Consider the following 23191-nt stretch of genomic DNA (forward strand, 5'->3'; position numbering starts at 1 on the left):
CCGATGAAGCAATCGACGTTACCAAAATACACGGCCGGTTTGATCACTATTTTATTAATAACCGGCTGTAGCAAATACTTACACACAACTGGTGAACATCAACCCGCTGAGCTGAGCCAAACCGATAATCGGCTACAATGGGTTGATCCGTTCATTGGCACGGATGGTAAGGGTAAGACCTATCCCGGTGCCACAGTACCATATGGCATGGTGCAATTGAGTCCAGACAATGGCCGAAATGGTTGGGATTGGATTTCTGGCTATTTTTATACTGATAATGTCATTGCAGGCTTTAGTCACACCCATTTATCGGGCACTGGCGCAGGCGACTTATATGACATTTCATTCATGCCATTAGCTGGCGAAGCTAGGCAGCTAAAGCTCGATGACATCAACCCAAAAAACACTGTGATTTCCCATTTCAGTCACGACAATGAAGCTGCTTCGCCCGGTTATTATCAAGTATATCTGGACGATTATGATATCAATGTTGAGCTAACCGCGGGGCTGAGAACAGGTGTTCAGCGATATACCTTTGCCAATGCCAGTCAAAACAAGAGAGTTAAACTCGATTTAGGCTATGCACGTAATTGGGATAAGACCACACGGACTCAATTGACTGTGATTAATGCGTATACCATTGCAGGCTATCGCCACTCGACAGGTTGGGCTGCCGACCAAAGGGTATATTTCTACAGTCAATTCTCGACTCCTATCAACGAATACCACATAGAAAACGAAGAAAAAGTTAAGGTTGCACATAACAGTTACGCCAGCAATACGGGTGTCACAGCAACGTTTAATTTCTCACAGCTAGATACGAATCAAGTAATCGTAAAAACCGCTATTAGTTCGGTAAGTATCGAAAATGCCAAAGAAAACCTAATGACTGATGGTGTCGACCCAACGTTTGAGCAATATCATTCAAATGCCCAAAAATTGTGGCACAAGGCACTAGCTAAGGTCGACATTGATGCGAGCGACGACAATAAAACGCAGTTTTACACGGCGCTCTATCATAGCTATTTAGCGCCTCGCGTATTTTCAGACGCCAATGGCCAATACAAAGGACCTGACGGTCAAACTCATCGCGCGACAGATACGTATCGATACTCCTTTTTTTCATTATGGGATACCTTTCGCGCCTTACACCCATGGAAAACAATTACCGATACCGTGGCCAGTAAACAAATGATCACCTCGATGATGGAACATTATGAGGTTTATGGCTTATTACCCGTTTGGAATTTTCAGGGCAATGAAACCGATATGATGATGGGTTATCACGCAGTACCGGTTATTGTAGATGCCTATTTAAAAGGCCTGACCGATATTGATGGCGAAAAGCTTTATCAAGCGGTCAAGAAGAGTGCGATGCAAAATGCATTTGGTATTGATAAATACAAACAGCTTGGTTATGTCCCTTTTGAGCACGGACAATGGAATGTTTCAAAAACGCTAGAATACGCATTTGACGACTGGAGTATTGCACAACTCGCTAAGGCGTTAGGCAAGAATGATGAATACTACTACTTTAGCCAACGAGCACAGCAATATCGTCAGCACTTTGATCAGCAAACAGGTTTTATGCGCGCCAAGAGCGAACAAGGCCACTTTAAACCAAACTTTGATCCGCTCGCCTATCACCCGGAAGATTACTGCGAAGCCAACGCCTGGCAATACAACTTTTTCGTGCCACATGATGTGGACGGTATGATTGCACTACACGGCGGTAAAGAAGCATTTGTTGCTAAACTCGATGATATGTTTACAACCCAACAATCTGAAGGTGAGCTACCTGAATGGATTTCAGGGTACATAGGTCAATACGTGCATGGTAACGAACCCGCTCATCATGTGCCCTATTTGTACCAACTGGCAGGCTCTCCTACAAAAACGCAAGCACGCGTGAGAAAAATAATGGACGAATTATATAGCACAGCCCCTGACGGATTAGTTGGCAATGAAGATGCTGGTCAAATGTCTGCATGGTATATGTTTAGCGCGTTAGGGTTTTATCCGGTCAACCCGGTATCTGGGGAATATGTGCTAGGCAGTCCTGAAGTTAATCGCGCACAACTTCATTTAGAAAATGGTCAAACATTTACGGTGATCGCCCACAATCAATCACCAGACAATGTGTATGTTGAATCTATTTTTCTCAATGGTAAAAAGTATCAACAACCTGTTATTTATCATCGTGATATTATGGCGGGCGGTAAACTCGTATTTAATATGACTTCGGAGCCAAAATGATCAGACTGACATGTGCACTGATAACTTTTCTGTGCTTTACCACACATGCGGAGCGTGTGCTTGATTGGGTGAATCCGTTCATTGGCACGTCAAATTTCGGTGCTACCCACCCCGGGGCGCAATTTCCTCATGCCATGGTGTCGGTATCTCCATTCAACGTTGCCTTTGAAGAAAACGGACTGAATAAGTTTGAAAAAGATGCTGCTTGGAACTCACGCGCCTATATTCACGACAATAAATTTCTGACAGGTTTTAGTCATGTTAATCTAAGTGGTGTTGGCTGTCCGGATTTAGGTAGCTTATTACTGATGCCAACAACAGGCCAACTGAACTTTTCCGCAAAAGAATACGGCTCCACGTATAGCAATGAACAAGCCTCTCCTGGCTACTACCGCACCCACCTCAATAAATACCAAGTGAACGCAGAAATGACTAGCACACTGCGTTCTGGGTTGAGTCGTTATACCTTCCCTAAAGGGCAATCAAACATCTTACTTAATTTAGGTTTAGGTCTCACCAATGAAACGGGGAGCATGTTGCGTATTGTATCAAATCAAGAAGTGGAAGGGTTCAAGATGATCGGTACCTTCTGCTACAACCCAGAAGATGTTCGACCGGTTTTCTTTGTTGCTCGTTTAAGCAAGCCTGCTAAGACATTTGGCGCTTGGAAAAAAATGCCTGAATATAAGAATGTTGAGGCCGACTGGATTGGCTATAACAATACTTACAAGCCCTATACCAATTACCAACAAGCTCTTGCGGGCGACGACATTGGCGCATATTTCAGCTTTGACACTAATGAAAACGAAGCTATTGAGGTGCAAGTAGGCGTTTCCTATGTCAGCATTGAAAATGCACGAAAAAATCTAGATGCAGAGCAAACCACGTTTGATTTTGGCAAGGTAAGAGCCCAAGCCGAAAGCAGGTGGCAGGATTTGCTAGGCCGTGTGAAAGTTAAAGGTACAACTGAAAATAAAACACTTTTTTATACCGCGCTTTATCATAGTCTTATTCACCCAAATATATTTCAAGACGTAAATGGTGACTACCCAAAAATGTCACAATGGGCTATTGGCAACAATGGTAAGAAAAATCGCTATACCGTATTTTCACTATGGGATACCAATCGCAATCTCCACCCATTGCTGAGTTTAATCTATCCAGAATTACAATCTGACATGGTCAACTCTATGATCGATATGGCAAAAGAGAGCGGCTGGCTGCCGAAATGGGAGTTGCTCGGCATGGAAACTGAAGTAATGGTAGGTGACCCTGCTACATCAGTCATTGCAGATACTTACTTGCGGGGTATTAAAGACTTTGATGTGCACGCTGCTTATCAGGCTGCGAAAAAGTCGGCACTTGCCGTTGATAACAACTTATTACGCCCTGAGAACGCTGATTATATGTCACTGGGTTATGTTCCCGTTGACGATGAAACCACTTGGGAAGGCACAGTTTCTACGAGTTTAGAGTACTACAACGCTGACTGGAATCTAGCACAACTAGCAAAAGCCCTTGGCCACCAAGACGACTACAAGCTATTTTTAGCGCGTTCCATGAATTATCAAAAGTTATTTGACGCGCAAACAGGCATGCTACGACCTAAATTTCGCAATGGGCAGTGGTTTACGCCTTATGATCCTCAACTCGGTCGTAACTTTGAGCCTGCCCCCGGTTATATTGAAGGAAATGCTTGGAATTACCGTTTCTACGTACCTCACGATATACCAGGGTTAATCTCGTTACTTGGCGGTGCGAGTAACTTCGTCAATCAGCTTGATAAAACATTCGCCACCGATAATTTTGATATGGCGAATGAGCCCGATATTACTTACCCGTTCCTATACAACTACGTTCCCGGTCAAGAATGGAAGAGCCAGCAACGAGTGACAGAGTTAATTAAACAACATTACACTAACTCGCCAGGCGGTATACCGGGTAATGACGACGCAGGTACGCTTTCAACATGGTTAGTTTTTAGCATGATGGGCATGTACCCTACGTCACCGGGAGACATGAATTACGCACTGGTGAAGCCACAATTTGATGAAATCGAAATATCGCTGAATCCGAAGTATTATTCGGGTGAAAAATTGATAATCAGCACATCCCCGTCATCAACTGAGACTAGTTTCATTCAGACGATTGAGTTTAACAAACAACCCATTAAAGGCTACTTTATGGATCATCATCAACTCACGCAAGGTGGCCAATTAAACTTTCGCGTAGCGCAATAGTCCTTAACAAGTGTCAAGGATTGCGTATATTGAAAAACGCAATCCTATCCTTTCAATTTAACGAAGTCAGTTATGGTCTGATGCCAGTATAATGTGCTGTCGAAAATAACCAACCTTGTTGCTCTTTGACCAAACTAAAAGACACTCTCATTGCGAATTGCTGGGTTTTACCTGGAATACTAAAAGTCTCTTTAACAATAAGAAATATGTGATCACCATTTTGCTGAACCTCTAAATCACTTACTTCAATTTGTGGACTTTCACCAGCTTTACCCGCATTGGCTTTATCATAAAACTTCAACACTTCTTCTCGGTGATCTACTTCTCCGACGGGTGAAATCTCAACATAATCATCGCTTAGCATTGAATCAAGAGTATTAGAATCAAAGTTACGCTGCGCAGCAACAAGTTTTTTTACCAAAGGCAAAAACTGCGTCTCCTGCTCAAAATTCGTTGCATTGACTAGCAATGGACAACTAATCACAAATGCCAATAATATTCTCTTGTGTAACATTAAAATTCTCCACTCATTAATGGTTGTTAATTAATCTAGCGTATATAACAAATACACATAGCTCAGTCACAATGTTGCATATGCCACTTATATATGAGAACACGCCAAAGACACATATTGAACACACTCAAGAAAAACACCACACTTATTATGTAACCATTTGATGCAAAAAATATTGAATCTATTCTTTGCTATTCAGTTGGAAGCTAAATTCTACGTTAGAGCTAGGCCAACGCACTATCACAAAGCAGTATCACTTTCTTTGGTTTTAAACCACGGAGATTGTTCGCGATCAACGATGCCTGCATCAATATAGCGTTTCATTCCAAGTCCCCGTTCAAAATAGAGTGATTGAATTAGTTGCGGATTCTCCTGTAGCCAGCGTTTTGGGTATTGGGCTTTTTTTAGCGTAAAGTGATGCGGCGCATTGGGATCTATCGGACCAATATTCTCCTCAAGCAGCTCAAATACACCATGATCAAATGGCGTCCCTTTAGCGCGTTCTTTCAAATAAAATCGCTCTTTGCGACCTTGTACCGCTAGCTTTAATACGCGATGGTGACAGTATGGGTTATTACCCCGCTTGCCAAAAAATACATGTGACGTCCAATGACAACCTCCACGACAAGTATTGGCAAATTCGCAACTGGCACAATGCCCCCACAGATGTTCAGTCGCCTTAGCATCGCTTTGATGCTCATTAATACTCAACTCGTCACTGTGATAATAGATTTGCGACAATGTTTTTTCTCGAATATTCCCGCCAACGTACGCATCACTAGGTAGTGAAGGGCAACCTTTAATACTACCGTCGGCTTCAATGCCAATGACGCTTTGTCCTGCTTGACACCCTTTATAGAATGCCCAATCGTTCTCTAGATTATTCGCTCCCCTTAATACCCGCTCGTAAGGGCCATAGTAGCCAATATTATTTCCCGGTTGAATTGTTAGCCCATCTCTTCTTCCACGCAATGACAGGTAATGAAGCAACGGATATAAATCAAGTAACTCAATGGGCTGTAACAGCAATTGACTGTTTTCTACGGCATTGCCCATAGGCACGGTTAGCTGTATTTGCCAAGCACTGACATTAGCATCCACCAGTGCCTGATATAACATGGGTAATTCTGCTGCGGTTTCACGATTTATTTGCGTGTTTACGCCACAAATAATGCCAACTTGATTCAATCGCGCTATTGTTTCAAAGCATTGTTGCCATGACCCTGTTTTGCCACGTATGTTGTCATGTGTTGATGCTAAGCCATCAATAGAAACAGAGACAGTTGTAATACCTGCAGCTTTCATTCGCTTAGCGGTGCCGAGCGATACACCATACCCGCCAGTAGTCATACTTGCCACCATGCCTAGCCGAGTAATTTCAGCAGCTATCATCAGCCAGTCAGGTCGCAAGAATGCTTCCCCACCGATGAGAGTTACCTCTTTGATGCCAAGTTCTGCCATTTGATTGACTAAATCTAGTGCTTCAGTGGTATTTAGCTCGTTTTCTCGTTTGTCACCAGCGCGTGAACCACAATGACTGCACGCTAAATTACATTTTAGGGTGATTTCCCAAACCGCATAGGTTTTTCGTTGGTATTCTTTAATCCTGATCCCTTTTTTTTGTAAAGACACTTCCATGATTGCTCCATAAGTCAAAACGACACCTTGGCCCCCGTGCAACAAGGTGTCGATATTTTAACGATTAGTCTGCTTTGATTTGCCAGCGAGGATCTGTAATAGCACCATAGATTGGCGTTACACAACTTAGCAAATCGCATGGTGTGGGTTTAAAGATGACGTCAAAATTCGGTGTGAAATTTTGAATGTTTTGCTGACGATGACCGCCCTCAATTTTTTCCAATAATGCTTGAGTTTGTGTGAGATCCATCATCGATGGTTTACTTTGTTTCATCTCATATTCCTTTGTTAATGAAAATTATTCGTTGTTTCGCCTGTAAAGGTGAATCTGTGCTCAACCGTTAACAGGCGAGGTGATATGTGTCGCTTAAGGTAGCGAAGCAACGCTAACCAGCGACGAGATGAAAACTAGCAAATGAACAATATAGGTCAATGGTGTAAAAGGTTGTTAATCTCCCACAACATGTAAGTTATTGAAAAATAATAACGGATTGCAATGTTGTATTTACATTGCAATCCCATAAAAAAGGTTGGCTATTTGATATTAGCGCGAGGGTTCGTGTTTTTCGTAATGTGGCAAGTTACTGTCAAACTCTTCCCAATTTGCTTTGGAAGTAACAAAATTATGTGATATTGGACGCTCTTCAATATCAGAGTCTAACAATCCTAAGCGCAAACGAATTCGCGTAGGATCTGCACTATTACTGCTATAAATTGGTGAAGCACAAATGCGACAAAAATGACGCGCTTTGCCCGGTTTAAGCTCGTATGACGCTATGGCTTCTTGTCCTGATAACATCTGAAAATCGCTCGTATTCACAAACCCATTGGTCGCGTACGCACTCCCTGTTGATTTACGACACAGCGAGCAGTGACAATGAATAATACTACTGATTTCACCTTTAATGGCGACTTTAACTGCTTTACACAAGCAACTGCCTTGATAATCTCGAGTGGTTGTCACTTTACTTCCTTACGCTGTAATTGAATAATAATCACGCCACTACCTTCACAGTGTACTTTGTTACTATCTTGCGCTTTTTCTGCAGTCAATTTTAATAAATGGCCCGCAGGTATAATGCTTGTTTCATCTAAGATAGTTAACTTTAAGTCTTCATTTGGCGAATAGCAGAATATAATTTCCTGAACATCAAATGTTTTTGATATGTCATCACTAAAAGTTTGTGTATTGAGATGGTACTTATCGAGATTAACCATCACATTGAAGTCAGTAATTTCACCGTCAATCAAACGGCCATGCGTCGTTTCACCACCATCAAACTTTGCTACGTCTAAATGCTGCCTCAGTAGGTTAGTGGGGCTATTGCTATGCGTAAGTTCAATCCCTTTGCCAGACAGTAAGATCAAGTTGCGCCAGTAGCCACTAAAATCAGAAAACACACCGTCTTGAGCGACGGTAGCAATACTGAGCCGCCAATCAAACGCGGACATTGAGCCTCCTTCACTGACCGCTAATTCCAAGGTATAACCTAAACCATTTTTCCATGGCACCCGATGAAATTCAGTAGGAGCTATTTGAGTGACTTGCATTTATTTTCAACCGCAAAATTATCATCGGTCAATAATATCACATCACACAATGACAAAAAGACTATTGATAGCAATTGTAGGTACAAAAAAAAGACTATTTTGATGATATTAATAGCAATAGTAAGCATAAAAAAAGCGAGACGCTGCTCGCTTTTTATTATGATTAACAGATCAGGTTAGTGTGCAGAGACTCTAAGCATAGCATCAAGCTGATCCACCACTTCAGCCCAATCTGCATCGTTATCTTTCGCTTCCTTTAAAAAAGCCGCTTGCGATGGATTCCAAAAACCGGCCTCATGTAACTCGGTTTCACCACCAATTGGTCGATGAGACCTAATAAACTTCTCAATCGCCTGCTCATTACTTTGCAAACCTAATTGTTCAAACAAAGAAGACAAAGGGTGATTCTGCATTTCCATAGTATTCTCTTTTTGTTGTTACGGACAGATCGTAATCTAACTATAGACCCTCTTTTTCACTTTAGGTAACTCAAAATCGCAACGATTGATAAAGTTAGGGATCCAATTGGTATAACGCATATTACGGATAGAATACCGCCAGCCAAATAGTAACAACATCTGGGTCAGTCCAAGTCACTTTATGTTTAGCATTCGCAGGAATGTTTATATAGTCGCCTTTGGTCAGGTGCACTTCATCGCCATTTTTAAACTGCAACTTGCCCGCCCCTTCAACCACCATCACCCATTCATTTTCATCCTGCTCATACCAACCCGTTTCCGGCGAAATATGACCTTTAGAAACGATTCTTTCCACACGTACATTAGGTGTACGCATGAGGTGGCTATATACTTCCTCAGAAAAGTCGCTTGGTAAGTTACTACTGATGTTGTCTTTATGCATTGTCAGTTTCCACTGTATCGCTAATATTCACCCGCCAAGGTGGGTTCTTGCGGTTCTCACCCGCCCAATATAACTTGATTTTATTGCCACTTGGATCACGAAGCTCCGCTTCACGCCATAAATAGCGCTGATCCGTTGGCATTTGAGTAAATTCAATACCCTTATTGATAAGTTTAGTCACCCATTGATCTAATTGCTCGTGTTCAAAATAAATTGTGACCGAATGGTGTTCTTGTTGTTCTTCGAGGGAAAGTGAAAATGTTGCGTCCCCTTCTGGGCATTCAAAGCGTGCGTAATGCGGGGTATCGACAATTTGTAAAAACCCCAATTGACGATAAAAATGACAACATTTTTCCATGTTGGTTACAGGCAAAGTCACTTGATTTAAATTCATATCATTTCCTTGTTATACCAATCCGTTTTTACTTATTTAATTATTGCTTAGCAAGGTATTTTTTGGGGTATTGCAAGAAAAAAAAGGCACTATCACTACATGATAATGCCTTTCGATTCGCTTCAACTGAGGATTAGCGGTTACTTTTCAAAGTAGAATTTTTCGCGCTTATTGTCGTAGTTACCAATTTCATTCATGCTTTCTGCATCATAGAGGCGACCATTTACCATGGTATAGCTCACACGATCACTTAAATGAATATCTTTAGTAATATCACCATTGATGACGATTAAATCAGCCAACTTACCTTGACGAATCGAACCAATATTGTTGTCTAGACCAAGTGACTTCGCCGGCGAAATAGTGGCAGTTTTCAGCGCTTGCAATGGTGTCATGCCACCTTGCGCCATCATCCACATTTCCCAGTGCATTGCCAAACCTTCTCGTTGACCATGTGCACCAGAATTTACTTCAATTCCTAAGTCCTGCATAACCTTGGCAGTTTTAGCTACATTGATATGGTTATAGTGATGATGAGGCGCTTTAGTTCTGCGCATTGAACGCGGTTCCAATATTTCGCTCGGCACAAACAAACTTAAACGCGGATGACGCCATACTTCGGTAGTGTCATACCAGAAATGCTCACCAGAAATACCGCCGTAAGCAACTCCCATGGTCGGTGTATAGGCCATTTTTGAGTGTGACCACAATTGCTTAATGTCATCATAAATATCTGCTGTGGGAATAGAGTGTTCTAGCGTTGTATGCCCATCAACAACCATCGTTAGATTATGCTGAAGCAATGAGCCCCCCTCAGGTACAACCATCATTTGTGCTTCACGTGCAGCCTGAATAAATTGCTGACGTTGATTCCGGCGTGGCTGGTTGTAACTTTTTACGGTAAATGCACCAGCCTTTTGCAAGCGTTCTATATGAAATTTGGCGTCATCGAGTGAATCGACATGTGAGGTGTAACCCGGAATAGTTGCACCATACAAAATCGTGCCCGTTGAAAACAGACGTGGTGCAACGATTTTTCCTGCTTTTTGCATTTCACTTGCAGCAAAAAATGTTGTGGTATCGTTGGACGGATCATGAATTGTAGTAACACCTAATGCTAAGCCCGCATAATTGATCCAGTTTTGTTGCGGAATAATTTCACTACTGCCTTGTGAACCATGCGCATGGGCGTCAATTAACCCAGGTACAATCGATTGACCCGTGATATCAATTTGCTTTGCCGATGAAGGGATAGTGACGGTGTCTCGCGTACCTACTGCAACTATCTTGTTGCCTTGTACTAAAACAACGCCGTTATCAATCACTTGGTCGCCTTCCATCGTGACAACCTTGCCACCAACAAACGCGACTGTCCCAGATGGATTATCCGCTTTTTGTTCAAAGCTAAGGTTAGTTACTTTAACATTTTCGTCCTTAGTATCGTCAGCCGCTTTCGCGTTACCAGAGAATAGGCCATCAATGCTCGCCTGATATAAATCAGAGCCAAGTGACCAGTAAAGCTTATCAGAACGGCTACTCCAATTAATACCTTCACCAGCGCGTACTGATAACTGCTCTACAGGTAAGTTATTAGCCTTAGGTCCCGTATCAATCACACTACCACGCTCAACAAATGGTGTAACAAACACTTTGAAGCGCTCAGCAAATGCGAGTTTTTTGCCATCAGGCGATACTCTAAATTCAGTGGCAAACTTTCCTTGATACAGTTTACGCTCTTGATGATCATCAAGACTGATACTCGCTAAATGTGGAGTTTCGCCGTTGCGTGTCACATAAATACGGTCAGAACGCGCACCAAAATGCGGTTGTAGACCGCTTTCAGTAATCAGTTTAGCCTCACCACCTTTGCTTGGTATAGAATAAATACCAGGGTTTAGCCCCCAAACTGAATCAAGTACATATCCGCCAGAAATCTTGCGATATACCACGGTTTTGCCATCAGGAGAAAAGCTTGGCTCAACAAACTTGCCAGCAACTTTACTAATGGTTTTACCTTTACCGCCTCTTACCGACGCAACTTTAATGCTGCCAAGTTTGTGGTCGTCCCATGTGACATAGACGATTTTCTTACCGTCTCGTGAAAAGCTCGGATTAAACTCAAAGTGGTCTTTTTGTTTTGTTAATCGTTTGGGTTGGCCATTGGGTAAATCTTTAATATAGATATGCCCCATCGCTTCAAATACCGCCTTTTTGCCATCCGGCGATACTTCAACATCACGGAGCATATTAACGTTAAAGTTGTCGATATCTAAATCTTGCGCAAACCTGAGGGCTTTCTGGATTTTCTTTTGCGTGTTTACTTCAAAAGGAATCACCGTAGATTTTTGTGTGTCTAGCGATAGCTTGTGTATCTGACCACCCGCCCAAAAAACGAGGTTTTCGTTATCAGGTGTCCAAGCCATCGTTGGATATACGCCGTGTATTGCCCAAGTTTCTTGCATGTCACGCTCAAGCCCTTGGTATACGAGCTTTTCTTCACCGCTTTCTAAATTATACAGATACAGATTTGACTGAAAATCATCGCGACTTATAAATGCCAAATACTTACCATCTGGTGATGGTGTTGGACGAATCGCGCCGCCTTTGCCCGAAATAATAACGTCGATTTCACCTGTTTCTAATTCTAGGCGTTTAATCTTGTAAATGCCTTTGATCGAATCTTTGCTGTAATGAAAGGTCTTACCCGGTGTTGCATCCTGAGAAAAATATACGTACTTGCCGTCAGGTGAAAACGCTGGCTCACCAAGATCTTTTTGCTCGTTCGGACGTTTTGTTAACATCACGCCGCTGCCACCTGATTTGTGGTATAGCCACACTTCTCCAGCGCCAAGAGAACGCGAACCTGTAAAATGTTTTCGACCCACAAGGTATTGGCCGTCAGGTGACCACGCAGGGCTATTTAATAAACGAAAGGTTTCCTCGGTTACAGCACGTTGATTGCTACCATCAATATCCATTAGCCAAAGGTTATCACCTCCTCCCTGATCGGACGTGAATGCGATAGATTTGCCATCCGGGCTAAATCTTGGCTGCATTTGCCAAGCAATATCGGTCATCAACGGGGTCGCCTTTCCGCCTGAGACAGGCATCGTATAAATATCACCGAGCAAATCAAACGCGACAGTTTTGCCATCAGGACTAATATCAATGTTCATCCATGTACCTTGGGTGACATTAATATCAACGGTCTTAAATTCGCCCATCGGCTCATTTACAGACCATGACGCCTTTTCCGCTTTTGTATCTGTCGATTCGTTAGACGCAACAGCGCCAACACTAGCCAGCGACATCGCAATAGTTAACGCGATCGCTGTTTTTTTCTTGAAAAATTGAGACATGAATACGCACCTGTATCATTATTATTGTTAGTGCGTATCAAGAATTGATGATGCTTAACCTTCAAACGCACTTTTGAGTGCTAATAAGGTAATTCACATTTCGATTTAGCGCAAAGGCTGTTGCGTTAAATTGTTAGCTTTTATCGATTAAATCGCACAGCGCATCAAACTGCACCGCTATTTTGCAATTAAATCTGATAACCCCAGCGCGGCATGATAGTTTGTTCAATACCCAAGTGATCAAGTACACGCCCAACCATAAAATCGATTAAGTCTTCAATTTTTTCTGGTTTGTGATAGAAGCCCGGCGCCGCAGGCATAATGGTTACTCCTTGCTGTGACAAGGTCAGCATATTTTGTAAATGAATAGTAGAAAACGGCGTCTCACGCGGCATGAGAATTAGCTGGCCACGCTCTTTTATTACCACATCCGCCGCTCGTTCAATGAGATTATCACTCATGCCTTGGCTAATCGCGGCAAGTGTGCCTGTAGAACAAGGACAAACAACCATTTGTTTAGGTGCAGCCGAACCTGATGCCACAGGCGAAAACCACTGCTCTTTACCAAACACTTTGACTTGCTCAGGTTGCGCATTGAATCGCGCTATCAACACCTGACTGGCAGCTTCAGGTGCTGCAGGTAGTTTTAAACCGACTTCTGTATCAAACACCACACGCGCCGCACTAGAACAAAGTACATACACTTGATAATTGGCCGCCAACAAACACTCAAGCAATCTTAATGCGTAAGCCGAACCAGAAGCACCCGTAATAGCCAAAGTTATTTTTTTCATCTCTTCAACATTCATGAGTAATCGCCCTTATTTCGCAAACTTTTGCTCGAGTTCGCCAAGTAATTTTTGATGAATACCGCCAAATCCGCCATTACTCATCACAACAATAGTATCGTCAGCCTGTATCTGTGCCACGATAGCAGCAATAAATGATGACATATCACTTTCCACAGTGCAGGGTTGATGACAATCTTCAATAAGCTGTGCCACAGACCATTGCACTTGCTCACCTTGATACACAAATACGGCATCGGCATCTGCAAGAGATTGCGCCAGCGTTGCTTTGTGTACCCCCGACTTCATCGTATTCGAACGTGGTTCAAGTATAGCTATGACGCGCCCGTTACCAACGTTTGCTCGCATAGCTTTCAGTGTTTTAGTAATGGCCGTTGGGTGATGAGCAAAATCATCATAAACGCGCACGCCATTAACTTCACCGCGCAATTCTAACCGCCGTTTGGTATTGATAAACTGCCCCAATGCTTCAATGGCATAATTAGCAGGCACTCCCGCGTGGCGAGCAGCGGCAATTGCCATCAGCGCATTATCAATATTAAAATCACCGATGAGTTGCCACGACACAGTACCTTGCTCTTCACCTTTAAAATACACAGTAAATTGGCTGCCATCATCCACCAGTTTCTTCGCATACCACCCTTGCTCAATACCACTTTCATCAACGATCAATTCTTGAGGTGTCCAACATCCTTGCGTTAAGGTTTGCTGAACATAGGATTCTTGGGTCGAGGACAAGATCAAACCATTACTGGGTACCATACGAACTAAATGATGAAATTGACGTTGAATATCTGTAATTGAATCAAAGATATCTGCGTGGTCAAACTCCATATTATTAATGATTAACGTGCGTGGACGATAATGAACAAACTTAGAACGCTTATCAAAAAATGCGGTGTCATATTCATCGGCTTCAATAACGAAAAACGGCGAGTTGCCCAATCGAGCTGAACAGTCAAAATGCTGCGGTACGCCGCCAATGAGGAAACCCGGCGTTAAATTAGCGTACTCTAATATCCATGCCAGCATAGAACTGGTTGTTGTTTTCCCGTGTGTGCCAGAAACCGCCAGCACCCAGCGATCTTTTAACACATGCTCTAATAACCACTGCGGACCTGATGTGTAAGGAATGTTTCGATCTAGCACATATTCAACAAGTGGATTACCGCGTGACATGGCATTACCAATGACCACCATGTCTGGCTCTTCAGCAAGCTGATCCGTAGAGTAGCCTTGTTGCAGTTCAATCCCTAGCTGTTCAAGTTGCGTACTCATGGGGGGATACACATTTTCATCGCATCCTGACACTCTGTGCCCCATTTGTTTGGCTATGGCGGCAATGCCTCCCATGAACGTACCACAAATACCTAAAATATGAATATGCATAAACTTTCTGAGCCTGGTAATCACAACAACTTAATATTTGCGGTCAATATACCTGAAATTACAGCTAACAGCACATATGAAATGAATTAATCAAGATGATTCAAAACTATCGATTGCAAAGTGTGGCTGAATTGCTCAAGATCGAGAATATCTAATGTTTTAAACAAGGAAAATCAATGTTGTTGCCTGCACTAACCGAAATCAATGTCTATCCAATAAAGTCCAGCAAAGGGATTGGCCTTTCGAATGCTTGGGTTGATGATTTTGGTCTGGCGTTTGATCGCCGTTTCGTACTAACGGACAACAATGGACAGTTCATTACAGCACGAACAGATCCCACAATTTGTTTAATTAGCGCCAGCTTGACTCCCGGAGGCTTATTGCTAACAGCTCCTGATATGCCAGTGTTAAACATTAGCTACGCCAAATTTACGCATGAGTACAGACAAGTAACTGTCTGGAAAGATACCATTGCGGGTCAATATTGCGCACCGGATTACGATACTTGGTTTAGTCAGTACTTAGGTAAGCCTTGCCAGTTGGTATTTTTTGGCGAGCAATCCAGTCGTCGAGTTAAGAATCGTATGAATCAAGTCGCCTTTGCCGACGGCTATCCATTGCTTTTGATTTCGGAAGCCTCACTGGCAGATCTAAATGAACGTATGAGCGATCATCAGGTCAGTATGGCGCAGTTTCGACCAAACATTGTCGTCAGCAATACTGAACCATTTGAAGAAGACACATGGAAGCATATTCGTATCGGAGAAGTTGAATTTGAAGTTGTTAAGCCATGCTCTCGTTGCATCTTCACAACGATTGATCCGAGCAATGCACAGAAGCACGCGAAGCAAGAACCGCTATCGACCCTGAAAAAGTATCGACAGGTAGAAAGTGGCGATGTCATGTTTGGTCAAAACCTAATTGCGCTGAATCAAGGCCAAATCCACATGGGTGACAGTGTTACGGTGTTAAGTAAGCAAAGTCCGCCAGCATTTCATCATGTTAGAGGTAATACGCCTAAAAAATCAGTAGCGGCAATGAGTGCAAGTACAATAACTAGCTCGAGTTTCCCTGTCGAATGCATCAAAATTACCGAGGAAACCCACGACGTAAAAACCTTTTGGCTAAAAACAGCTAATAATACGCAAGTAAATTACAGTGCTGGTCAGCATTTGCCCTTAACGTTAAATATTGATGGTAAAGAAGTTAATCGTTGCTACACGCTGTCGTCGAGCCCGACTCGACCCAATCTGTTAAGTATTACTGTCAAACGCGTCAACGATAACCAAGTGCCAGGCGTAGTATCAAACTACTTACATGACCACTTGAAAGTAGGCGATAAGCTGCAAGCCAAACAGCCAAGTGGTCAATTTCATTTGCAGGCCATTAATCCTAAAAAAATACTGATGCTTTCTGCCGGCAGCGGTATTACGCCAATGCTGTCAATGTTGCGCGCATTAGTCGACCAAGGCGTTGATAACGATGTTGCCTTTTTTCATAGCGCACATAGCGAGAACGACCTTATTGCCTTTGACGAAGTCAAAGCGTTAGCCAAACAACACGGCAATTGCCGCCTTGAGTTCACACTAACGCAGTCAGCGCCACCTGAGTGGACCGATCATCAAGGCAGACTAACAGAGAAAATGCTCCGCTGCATTCCTGATTTGTTGTCGAGAGAAGTGCTGGTTTGTGGTCCAGAAGCATTCAGAGAACACGCCAAGTCGCTTTTGATGGCAATCGACTTACCTGAATCTCAATTCCATTACGAGAGCTTTGGCAAACGATTAACACAGCAAACCGAACAAACACCAGCCGAAGAAGTCAAACAAGTGGGAATACTCTTTGACTCCTGGGATACTTTTCACAAAGGCAATACCAAAGAGCCTTTGTTAGACCAAGCGGAATCCGCAGGATTAGCTATTCCATACTCTTGTCGTGCAGGCATGTGTGGCACTTGCAAGGTGAAATTGGAAAGTGGTGAAGTAGAACAACTCGCTAAAGATGGCTTAACAGACTTAGAGCAAGAACAAGGGTATATACTTTCATGTAGTTGCATTCCAAAATCGGATCTGGTTATTTCCGGAGACTAAGGGTTAACTAATGGTATCAACATCGCTCAACGGCGTATTCAATCGATTAACACTCAATTGTGACTTGGGTGAAAGCTACGGTTCGTGGAAAATGGGCAACGACGCCGAGATTATGCCGTACATTGATTGCGCCAATATTGCCTGTGGATTTCATGCTGGAGACCCAAACACAATGAGCAAGACGATTGCTCAAGCATTAGCACACAATGTCACGATCGGTGCTCATCCAGGCTATCCAGATAAAGAAGGATTTGGCCGACGTTCAATCGCCTATGATCGCTCTTCATTGATCACAATGATTATTTACCAAGTTGGCGCTTTGCAAGCATTGTGTCGCCACCATCAAGGGCAAGTTGCCTATATTAAGCCCCATGGCGCATTGTATAATGACATGATGGCAAATACAGACATCTTTGAAAGTGTTGCTATGGCGGCCAAGTCACTGTCATTACCATTGATGATGCAGGCACTTCCACCGCGATATATCAAAGACTTCATTACCATTGGCAAATGTTTGGGTGTTGCACTGATATTTGAAGGGTTTGCCGACAGAAACTATCAAAGCAATGGTAAGTTGGTGCCAAGGAGTAAAGCCAATGCGGTTGTGCACGATATACCACTTGTTGTTCAACGCTGTAAGGATATTAAGGAAGGTGGAGTCATTATGTCAGAAGACGGCTCAGCATTATCGCTCAGTATTGATAGCTTGTGTGTCCACGGTGATACCGCAGAAGCGCTAACCATGGTCAAGGAATTACGTGCTTACTTAGATAGCTGTGCAGCGTAAACAATGAAAACTACACAGCAACTTAAGATGACCATTAGTGATATCGCAGTTGAATTTATCACAGAAAATGCGGTCTTGTTATGTTGGCCTGAAAACATCGACGAAGCCCAGCATCATCACATTCTAGCTGTCCAGCGAGAAATCAATAACAGACTCGGTCAGAAACTTATCGACAGCGTGGCCAGCTACAACAGTTTGATTGTCTACTACCACTTTGCCTCATTGACCGTTGAACATTTGTTTTTTGTACTATCAGAAGTTATTTCTGAAACGTCAACCTCCCCTCAAAATGACCAAGCCGCCAACAACAATGCCAAGGCTTCCGTTGTTGAAATTCCCGTTTTGTACAATGAGGTTGCAGGTTGGGATTTAGCTAAAGTCGCAAGCGCCACCAAATTATCGTGTAATGACGTTATTAACATTCATAGCCAAAGCGAGTATCGCGCTTACGCACTTGGGTTTACTCCTGGTTTTTGTTATTTAGCGTCTCTCGATGAAAGTCTGATACTCCCTAGAAGGCAAAAGCCTAGATTACGAGTACCTAAAGGTGCGGTTGCTATTGCAGGCAGCCAAACCGCAGTGTATCCAAATGAAAGCCCTGGAGGTTGGCACATCATCGGCCAAACACCGTTTTCTATGTATCATTTAACCGCTTGTTTTTCTCCGACCATCTCAGTTGGTGATACGGTTCGGTTCAGAGCTATCGACGAAGACGAATTTGAGCGACTCGGCGGCCAAGTTCAACAGGAGTCTCGTTGACATGAATCGTGACAGGGGAAAACAGCCAATAATCAGTATCGAACACCTAATGGGATACGCTACGCTGCAAGACTTAGGACGCGAACATGCCCAACACTTAGGTTTTAGTGCTAGCGGTGCAGCCGACTTACATGCCGCTGCATATGCTAATCTGCTGCTGGGGAATTCAGCTTCAGCACCGGTCATCGAATTAGCGCTAGCAGAAACAACCCTAGTAAGTTCTATCGATATTGAGTTATCGATCACTGGCGCTAATTGCCAAGTATTCATTGGCGGTAAAACTAAGCGCCAGTGGCACAAACTATCGCTTGCAGCAGGCCAAAAACTGTCAATTTCGCGTCCAACGACTGGCGTATATGTATATATTGCCCTGCAGCACCGTATCGCATCCCCAGAATTTTTAGAAAGCGTTTCTCCAGTGCCTGATGCGATGAACGAAGCGGTCGAGATTCATCCTCTGAAATCGGGGCATTCACTCACTTTAACACCTATTGATGACGAACAACGAATCGAGCTTGGTTCAATCTACCAGCCTGTCCCCACTAATTTTTATGCGTTTGACCAGCTCACGTTACGCTTTATCCCCTGTGATCTGTGGCGTCATTTAGGCGAAAGCGAGCAAAATATCATTTTGTCACAATCATACGAAATCACCCGCAATAGCAACAAGATGGGCTATCGATTAAATGGGATGCCATTGCCACTCAGTGCCAGTCATTTTCAACAACTTTCACGTCCTTGTGCGTTTGGCACAATTCAAATTAGCAGTGACGGCTTGCCCATCATTTTGATGAAAGAACGTCAGACCATTGGCGGTTACCCTATCATCGGTCACGTTATGCAAACCGATCTCTTTCGACTAGCACAGCTTACGGCTGGCGCTAAGGTAACCTTTCGGCCCGTATCATTATCGTTTGCACAACAGCAACTTCATATGCTTTATCAGCGACTTAACATCACCAATTAAACTATGAAATCTCACCTGTGATAGGAGTAACACAAGTATCGTAACAATAAACTGCCTATAACAGCCCGCCCTCTGTCCTACAAATATGATGCTTAAATGGAAAATAGGTGATTTGCGTATCAATTGCGATTAGAATACGCGCGGTTTGTTTGAAGTTTAAAGGTTGCCCCTTGTTATTGATGATCGATAATTACGATTCGTTCACGTTTAATTTAGTTCACTATTTTCAAACGCTAGGGCAAGACACTAGAGTCTACCGAAACGATCAAATTACCATAGATGAAATAGCTGAGTTAGCACCAAGTTGTATCGTGATATCACCGGGGCCATGCGATCCAGACAGCGCAGGTATATCGCTAAAGGCAATTGAAGCGTTTGCAGGGAAAATCCCTATTTTAGGTGTCTGTTTAGGACATCAGTGCATTGCACAACACTTTGGTGCTAAAGTGGTTCGGGCGAAAAAGGTTATGCATGGTAAGAATTCTCGCATTGCTCACCAGCAGTCGGGGTTATTTACAGCGTTACCTAACCCATTAAGCGTAACTCGTTATCATTCGTTAGTAGTGGATATAAATACACTGCCCAATGAACTAGAAGTGACCGCATGGTCAACAGACGCGCTTGGTGATGTGGATGAAATCATGGCATTGGCGCACAAAACGTTGCCCATCGCCAGCGTTCAGTTTCATCCTGAGTCGGTACAGACAGAAAAAGGACATGACTTATTGCACAATTTTATCATGCAATATGTTGAAAATACTTATAATAATATAAAGAATACTTAAGATAAGCCGATAGACTGACTAGCAACGTCGGTTTTAGCTTTCATACATTCCATGCAATTTTTTGAAAATAACGAGCTAGTCTCCACAATATATCAGCGAGCAATCGCACTTTCTATCAGTAAAGATTTTGCTGAGCAACTCTATGGCAAAATTCCAACCAACGAACGACAAGAAAGTGAGCAAGAAAATACGCGCCGAGAGCTATTGGAAGTTGAAAGAAAGGCTAAGAAAGATAAAGTTATTGAAGAGCATGGAAAAATTCATTTTAAAGCACAAATCATGGCAAAGTTCTACGCCAAGGTGACTGCTAAAGTTAATAATGAATTTGATAACAAGCAGAATTTATATACCAGCGTCCTAAGCATCGAAGACGCCGCGCCAGCAATTATGGAAATTCTGGCGGTTAGGGCAGCGTCCATCAATCGCATCAGCCCATTAGTAAACTCGCTAACGTGGCTGGCAGATGAGTTAATCACGTTAGTCAACAAACCACAATACCGTAAACGTTCAGATATTCAGGTGACAGAGCCTAATTTAGCGCTGAGTTATGTAGGATTAGACAATTTGAAATTGGTCATGCCTACTTTTATGTTGAAACACTGGCTGCCCATTAGTACATCACCATACCCTCTGATGAAACGAAAACTGTGGAATGATGGCTTGTCTGTAGCATTGGCCGCACGAGCGTTAGCAGAGCAGCAAGGTATCGACGGCTTTGTTGCATTTGCCGCGGGTATGTTAAGCAACATTGGTGCACTGGCCGTTACCCGTTGTTTTATTACCACCTATAATGACATGCACAAAGCTGAATTGAAGGCCGCCTATGAAAATCGTGACAAGCGCTTGCACGATGTGTTGGTAGACTTTGATATGGCGCCAGAATTATTGCACGAACAACTTGTGTCTCATAGCGCAAAAGTAGCTGCTGACGTTATCGAATTAATGCGGTTTGATCGCCTTCCTATTACAGAGACTGCATTTGATCTCGCTTATAGCCACGAGTTGAAACGAATGACGCCACTCGCTCAAATCATGATCAAAGCAAAAGCCTATGTGTCATTTCGCAGTTTAGTCAAAGACGACCTTATCAGCAGCGAAGAAGCAAAGCGCTTTTTGGCTGCAGCAAAACTCACCCCAGAAGACATTTCACTGCTCAAGAAAACCGATATTGACCACTTAAAACTAAATTTTAAGTAATTTTTTTTTGATTATTTATGAATCATTCCCTCGCCCATTCTAGCAAGTGGTGGACTTTTATCCTGTCTGGCTTTGCATTTTTTAAGCAATTAACACGTATTTATAGTTATGCAAGTTAATTGAATAAAACCGCCAAACCCTTATCAATAAAGGCTTTCAGCGCAATCAAAACAAGACAAAGTTATTTTTTTCTGTCATAATGCTCCCCTAAAATTGAACTACAATAAGGTATCTTGATCCCTTTTAGATAAACAGCCATGCAGGCTGCTACAATCAAGATAACCGTAGATGTTCCAAATTAATCGTGGGGACGTCCCCAGACAGAGGAGTATACAATGACCAATCATTTTCCTGTAAATCGTGAATTATTCGACGACGTGATGGTACCTAATTATTCACCATCAGCCGTTATTCCTGTTCGTGGTAAAGGCTCTCGCGTATGGGATCAACAAGATCGCGAATTCATCGATTTCGCAGGTGGTATCGCAGTTAACTGTTTAGGTCATTGTCACCCAGCATTAGTTGGTGCACTGAAAGAGCAAGCAGACAAAATCTGGCACTTATCAAACGTAATGACAAATGAACCAGCACTTCGTTTAGCGAAGAAGCTTGTTGACAATACTTTTGCTGAAAAAGTTTACTTTGCAAACTCTGGCGCAGAGTCAAACGAAGCCGCATTGAAATTAGCACGTCGCTGGGCACTTGAAGTTCACGGTGCAGACAAAACTCAAATCATCGCATTCAAACAAGGCTTCCACGGCCGTACATTCTTCACTGTAACTGTGGGTGGCCAAGCGGCATATTCTGATGGTTTTGGTCCAAAGCCAGGTGATATTGTTCACGCTGAATACAACAACTTAGACAGCGTTAAGGCACTTATCTCTGACAAAACTTGTGCCATCGTGATGGAACCACTTCAAGGTGAAGGTGGTATCGTTTCTCCTACTGACGAATTTGTAAAAGGTGTTCGTGAGCTTTGTGACAAGCACAACGCATTATTAATTTTTGATGAAGTACAAACTGGTGTTGGCCGTCTTGGTGAGCTTTATGCTTATCAAGGATTAGGTGTTACGCCTGACATCTTAACAACAGCTAAAGCATTAGGTGGTGGTTTCCCAATCGGCGCAATGATCACAACAACTGAAATTGCTAAGCACCTTAAAATTGGTACACACGGCAGTACTTACGGCGGTAACCCATTAGCTTGTGCTGTTGCAGAAGCCGCTTTTGACACGGTAAATACTGAAGAAGTATTAAACGGTGTTAAGCAAAAAGCAGCCACTTATGTTGAAGGTTTAAATGCAATCAATGCTAAGTATAATGTTTTCAAAGAAATTCGTGGTAAAGGTCTTCTTATCGGTGCTGTGTTAACAGACGAGTATCAAGGCCGTGCTAAAGACTTCTTAAATGCAGCGATCAAAGAAGGTGTGATGACCTTAGTTGCAGGCGCTAGCATCGTGCGCTTCGCTCCATCTTTAGTTATTCCTAACGAAGATATCACTGAAGGTTTAGCACGTTTCGAAAAAGCTGTGGCGTCTATCGTTAACGCTTAATAACTTGAGCGGGCGAGTGCGTTGCACTTGCCCTTCTAATTA

The 23191-nt window shown here is 42.9% G+C and carries 20 protein-coding genes; 9 read left to right on the forward strand and 11 right to left on the reverse strand.

Going from position 1 to position 23191, the window contains the following annotated elements; translation table 11 throughout:
* The first annotated feature begins 3 nt into the window (after window positions 1-3).
* Complete coding sequence (locus ACSLUK_RS08380; protein ID WP_448548099.1) at window positions 4-2256, forward strand: GH92 family glycosyl hydrolase; 2253 nt, start codon at window positions 4-6, stop codon at window positions 2254-2256.
* Window positions 2253-4496, forward strand: a complete 2244-nt coding sequence (locus ACSLUK_RS08385; protein ID WP_448548100.1) for a GH92 family glycosyl hydrolase — start codon at window positions 2253-2255, stop codon at window positions 4494-4496. Before ACSLUK_RS08380 ends, ACSLUK_RS08385 begins: the two co-directional genes overlap by 4 nt.
* A gap of 70 nt (window positions 4497-4566) precedes the next feature.
* Here the strand turns inward: ACSLUK_RS08385 and ACSLUK_RS08390 are convergent, their stop codons facing one another.
* The 11 genes from ACSLUK_RS08390 to mpl form a co-directional block, all read right to left on the reverse strand.
* A complete protein-coding gene (locus ACSLUK_RS08390) occupies window positions 4567-5010 on the reverse strand; it encodes a nuclear transport factor 2 family protein (RefSeq protein ID WP_448548101.1) in 444 nt (147 codons plus the stop codon).
* Between the two features lie 240 nt (window positions 5011-5250).
* On the reverse strand, window positions 5251-6648 hold the full coding sequence (locus ACSLUK_RS08395) for a radical SAM/SPASM domain-containing protein (protein ID WP_448548102.1): 1398 nt from the start codon (window positions 6646-6648) through the stop codon (window positions 5251-5253).
* Between the two features lie 64 nt (window positions 6649-6712).
* Window positions 6713-6922: a hypothetical protein gene (locus tag ACSLUK_RS08400; protein ID WP_448548103.1), complete on the reverse strand. Its 210-nt coding sequence runs from the start codon at window positions 6920-6922 to the stop codon at window positions 6713-6715.
* Window positions 6923-7192: 270 nt separating this feature from the next.
* The gene (locus ACSLUK_RS08405; protein WP_448548105.1) at window positions 7193-7612 is read right to left on the reverse strand and encodes a GFA family protein; all 420 of its coding nucleotides are present in this window, start codon (window positions 7610-7612) and stop codon (window positions 7193-7195) included.
* Window positions 7609-8199, reverse strand: coding sequence for a HutD/Ves family protein (locus tag ACSLUK_RS08410; RefSeq protein ID WP_448548106.1), 591 nt, complete (start codon window positions 8197-8199; stop codon window positions 7609-7611). The genes ACSLUK_RS08405 and ACSLUK_RS08410 overlap by 4 nt, the downstream gene beginning before the upstream one ends.
* Before the next feature lie 176 nt (window positions 8200-8375).
* Window positions 8376-8618 carry a DUF2789 domain-containing protein gene (locus ACSLUK_RS08415; protein ID WP_448548107.1) on the reverse strand — a complete coding sequence of 81 codons (243 nt, stop codon included), beginning with the start codon at window positions 8616-8618 and terminating at the stop codon, window positions 8376-8378.
* 121 nt (window positions 8619-8739) lie between these two features.
* A complete protein-coding gene (locus tag ACSLUK_RS08420; protein WP_448548108.1) occupies window positions 8740-9060 on the reverse strand; it encodes a cupin domain-containing protein in 321 nt (106 codons plus the stop codon).
* Entirely contained in the window at window positions 9053-9454 is a 402-nt protein-coding gene (locus ACSLUK_RS08425; protein WP_448548109.1) for a VOC family protein, read from the reverse strand. The genes ACSLUK_RS08420 and ACSLUK_RS08425 overlap by 8 nt, the downstream gene beginning before the upstream one ends.
* Before the next feature lie 140 nt (window positions 9455-9594).
* On the reverse strand, window positions 9595-12813 hold the full coding sequence (locus tag ACSLUK_RS08430; protein ID WP_448548110.1) for an amidohydrolase family protein: 3219 nt from the start codon (window positions 12811-12813) through the stop codon (window positions 9595-9597).
* Between the two features lie 188 nt (window positions 12814-13001).
* The gene (locus tag ACSLUK_RS08435; protein ID WP_448548111.1) at window positions 13002-13622 is read right to left on the reverse strand and encodes a flavin prenyltransferase UbiX; all 621 of its coding nucleotides are present in this window, start codon (window positions 13620-13622) and stop codon (window positions 13002-13004) included.
* A gap of 12 nt (window positions 13623-13634) precedes the next feature.
* Window positions 13635-15011 (reverse strand): UDP-N-acetylmuramate:L-alanyl-gamma-D-glutamyl-meso-diaminopimelate ligase, encoded by a 1377-nt coding sequence (gene mpl / locus ACSLUK_RS08440; RefSeq protein WP_448548112.1) that lies wholly within the window; start codon window positions 15009-15011, stop codon window positions 13635-13637.
* A 176-nt stretch (window positions 15012-15187) separates the two neighbouring features.
* On the opposite strand from mpl, the gene ACSLUK_RS08445 reads away from it, so the two are divergent.
* The 7 genes from ACSLUK_RS08445 (at window position 15188) to ACSLUK_RS08475 (ending at window position 23149) form a co-directional block, all read left to right on the forward strand.
* Window positions 15188-17101, forward strand: coding sequence for an MOSC N-terminal beta barrel domain-containing protein (locus ACSLUK_RS08445; RefSeq protein WP_448548113.1), 1914 nt, complete (start codon window positions 15188-15190; stop codon window positions 17099-17101).
* A 10-nt stretch (window positions 17102-17111) separates the two neighbouring features.
* A complete protein-coding gene (locus ACSLUK_RS08450; protein WP_448548114.1) occupies window positions 17112-17888 on the forward strand; it encodes a 5-oxoprolinase subunit PxpA in 777 nt (258 codons plus the stop codon).
* Between the two features lie 3 nt (window positions 17889-17891).
* A complete protein-coding gene (gene pxpB / locus ACSLUK_RS08455) occupies window positions 17892-18647 on the forward strand; it encodes a 5-oxoprolinase subunit PxpB (protein ID WP_448548115.1) in 756 nt (251 codons plus the stop codon).
* A 1-nt stretch (window position 18648) separates the two neighbouring features.
* Window positions 18649-19614 carry a 5-oxoprolinase subunit C family protein gene (locus ACSLUK_RS08460; protein ID WP_448548116.1) on the forward strand — a complete coding sequence of 322 codons (966 nt, stop codon included), beginning with the start codon at window positions 18649-18651 and terminating at the stop codon, window positions 19612-19614.
* Between the two features lie 170 nt (window positions 19615-19784).
* A complete protein-coding gene (locus ACSLUK_RS08465) occupies window positions 19785-20399 on the forward strand; it encodes an anthranilate synthase component II (protein ID WP_448548231.1) in 615 nt (204 codons plus the stop codon).
* Window positions 20400-20450: 51 nt separating this feature from the next.
* Window positions 20451-21596, forward strand: coding sequence for an HDOD domain-containing protein (locus tag ACSLUK_RS08470; RefSeq protein WP_448548117.1), 1146 nt, complete (start codon window positions 20451-20453; stop codon window positions 21594-21596).
* Window positions 21597-21931: 335 nt separating this feature from the next.
* Window positions 21932-23149 (forward strand): aspartate aminotransferase family protein, encoded by a 1218-nt coding sequence (locus ACSLUK_RS08475; RefSeq protein ID WP_448548119.1) that lies wholly within the window; start codon window positions 21932-21934, stop codon window positions 23147-23149.
* The last annotated feature ends 42 nt before the right edge of the window (window positions 23150-23191 follow it).

Source organism: Thalassotalea fusca, assembly GCF_053485835.1.

Bases quoted from the DNA above. Each gene is read 5' to 3' on its own strand.
- pxpB (WP_448548115.1), top strand. From the start codon at position 17,892: ATGAAAACTACACAGCAACTTAAGATGACCATTAGTGATATCGCAGTT.
- ACSLUK_RS08435 (WP_448548111.1), bottom strand. From the start codon at position 13,622: ATGAATGTTGAAGAGATGAAAAAAATAACTTTGGCTATTACGGGTGCT.
- ACSLUK_RS08430 (WP_448548110.1), bottom strand. From the start codon at position 12,813: ATGTCTCAATTTTTCAAGAAAAAAACAGCGATCGCGTTAACTATTGCG.
- ACSLUK_RS08395 (WP_448548102.1), bottom strand. From the start codon at position 6,648: ATGGAAGTGTCTTTACAAAAAAAAGGGATCAGGATTAAAGAATACCAA.
- ACSLUK_RS08410 (WP_448548106.1), bottom strand. From the start codon at position 8,199: ATGCAAGTCACTCAAATAGCTCCTACTGAATTTCATCGGGTGCCATGG.
- ACSLUK_RS08415 (WP_448548107.1), bottom strand. From the start codon at position 8,618: ATGGAAATGCAGAATCACCCTTTGTCTTCTTTGTTTGAACAATTAGGT.
- ACSLUK_RS08450 (WP_448548114.1), top strand. From the start codon at position 17,112: ATGGTATCAACATCGCTCAACGGCGTATTCAATCGATTAACACTCAAT.
- mpl (WP_448548112.1), bottom strand. From the start codon at position 15,011: ATGCATATTCATATTTTAGGTATTTGTGGTACGTTCATGGGAGGCATT.
- ACSLUK_RS08400 (WP_448548103.1), bottom strand. From the start codon at position 6,922: ATGAAACAAAGTAAACCATCGATGATGGATCTCACACAAACTCAAGCA.
- ACSLUK_RS08380 (WP_448548099.1), top strand. From the start codon at position 4: ATGAAGCAATCGACGTTACCAAAATACACGGCCGGTTTGATCACTATT.
- ACSLUK_RS08385 (WP_448548100.1), top strand. From the start codon at position 2,253: ATGATCAGACTGACATGTGCACTGATAACTTTTCTGTGCTTTACCACA.
- ACSLUK_RS08470 (WP_448548117.1), top strand. From the start codon at position 20,451: ATGCAATTTTTTGAAAATAACGAGCTAGTCTCCACAATATATCAGCGA.
- ACSLUK_RS08445 (WP_448548113.1), top strand. From the start codon at position 15,188: ATGTTGTTGCCTGCACTAACCGAAATCAATGTCTATCCAATAAAGTCC.
- ACSLUK_RS08420 (WP_448548108.1), bottom strand. From the start codon at position 9,060: ATGCATAAAGACAACATCAGTAGTAACTTACCAAGCGACTTTTCTGAG.
- ACSLUK_RS08475 (WP_448548119.1), top strand. From the start codon at position 21,932: ATGACCAATCATTTTCCTGTAAATCGTGAATTATTCGACGACGTGATG.
- ACSLUK_RS08390 (WP_448548101.1), bottom strand. From the start codon at position 5,010: ATGTTACACAAGAGAATATTATTGGCATTTGTGATTAGTTGTCCATTG.
- ACSLUK_RS08425 (WP_448548109.1), bottom strand. From the start codon at position 9,454: ATGAATTTAAATCAAGTGACTTTGCCTGTAACCAACATGGAAAAATGT.
- ACSLUK_RS08460 (WP_448548116.1), top strand. From the start codon at position 18,649: ATGAATCGTGACAGGGGAAAACAGCCAATAATCAGTATCGAACACCTA.